1 pseudogene is annotated in these 599 nt (G+C 36.2%); it reads right to left on the reverse strand.

The window, feature by feature from the left end:
• Positions 1–524: pseudogene (locus HMPREF0027_RS11255) on the reverse strand (hypothetical protein); the annotation flags it as partial.
• Positions 525–599 lie beyond the last annotated feature (75 nt).

The raw sequence follows: 599 nt of genomic DNA on the forward strand, positions 1-599 counted from the left end.
TCTAACACAAATAACACCTTTGAATCATTGCCAAATCTAGGTAATAAGGTGTGAAACGACTCACAAATTACCTCTAAACCATCAAGATAGCCCGTACCTCTGGGTAATCCGTTTGACGTACAGAATGCCAAAAATCGTGGGTAAATAGCTCATCTAAAGTCGCAACTTGTTCGCCACTAAATAACAACCAAGAACTCAGGCATTTTAAATCCTTAAACCCTTGAAATTCATTGATTTTATTGATGATTTTAGCTTTAATTTCTTTACTTAACCGCTTGTTTTTTTGGTATAATTCCATCAACAATTTTGAATATCTCTTGGCGCAGTTTATTGGCGTTTTTGATATGTTTTAGCCTTTCAGCATAACCGTCAAAGTCATTGTAAATCACTCGTGCCAATGGCTTTTTACGCTTTGCAGTATGTGAAAGCAAACCTGAACCACCAAACACATCAACAATCGTCCAGCCTTCGCCATCACCTTCAATATTCTCATTTAAAATTTGTTTAAAATGAGATAAAAATATCCGCTTTTGACCTGTAAAAGGTAATGGCGCTTGTTTAAATTGAGCTGCACCTTGCTTGCTTTATCAGTATGTTCC

Origin of the sequence: Actinobacillus ureae ATCC 25976 (genome assembly GCF_000188255.1) — a bacterium.
In the GTDB taxonomy this organism is placed as follows: domain Bacteria; phylum Pseudomonadota; class Gammaproteobacteria; order Enterobacterales; family Pasteurellaceae; genus Actinobacillus; species Actinobacillus ureae.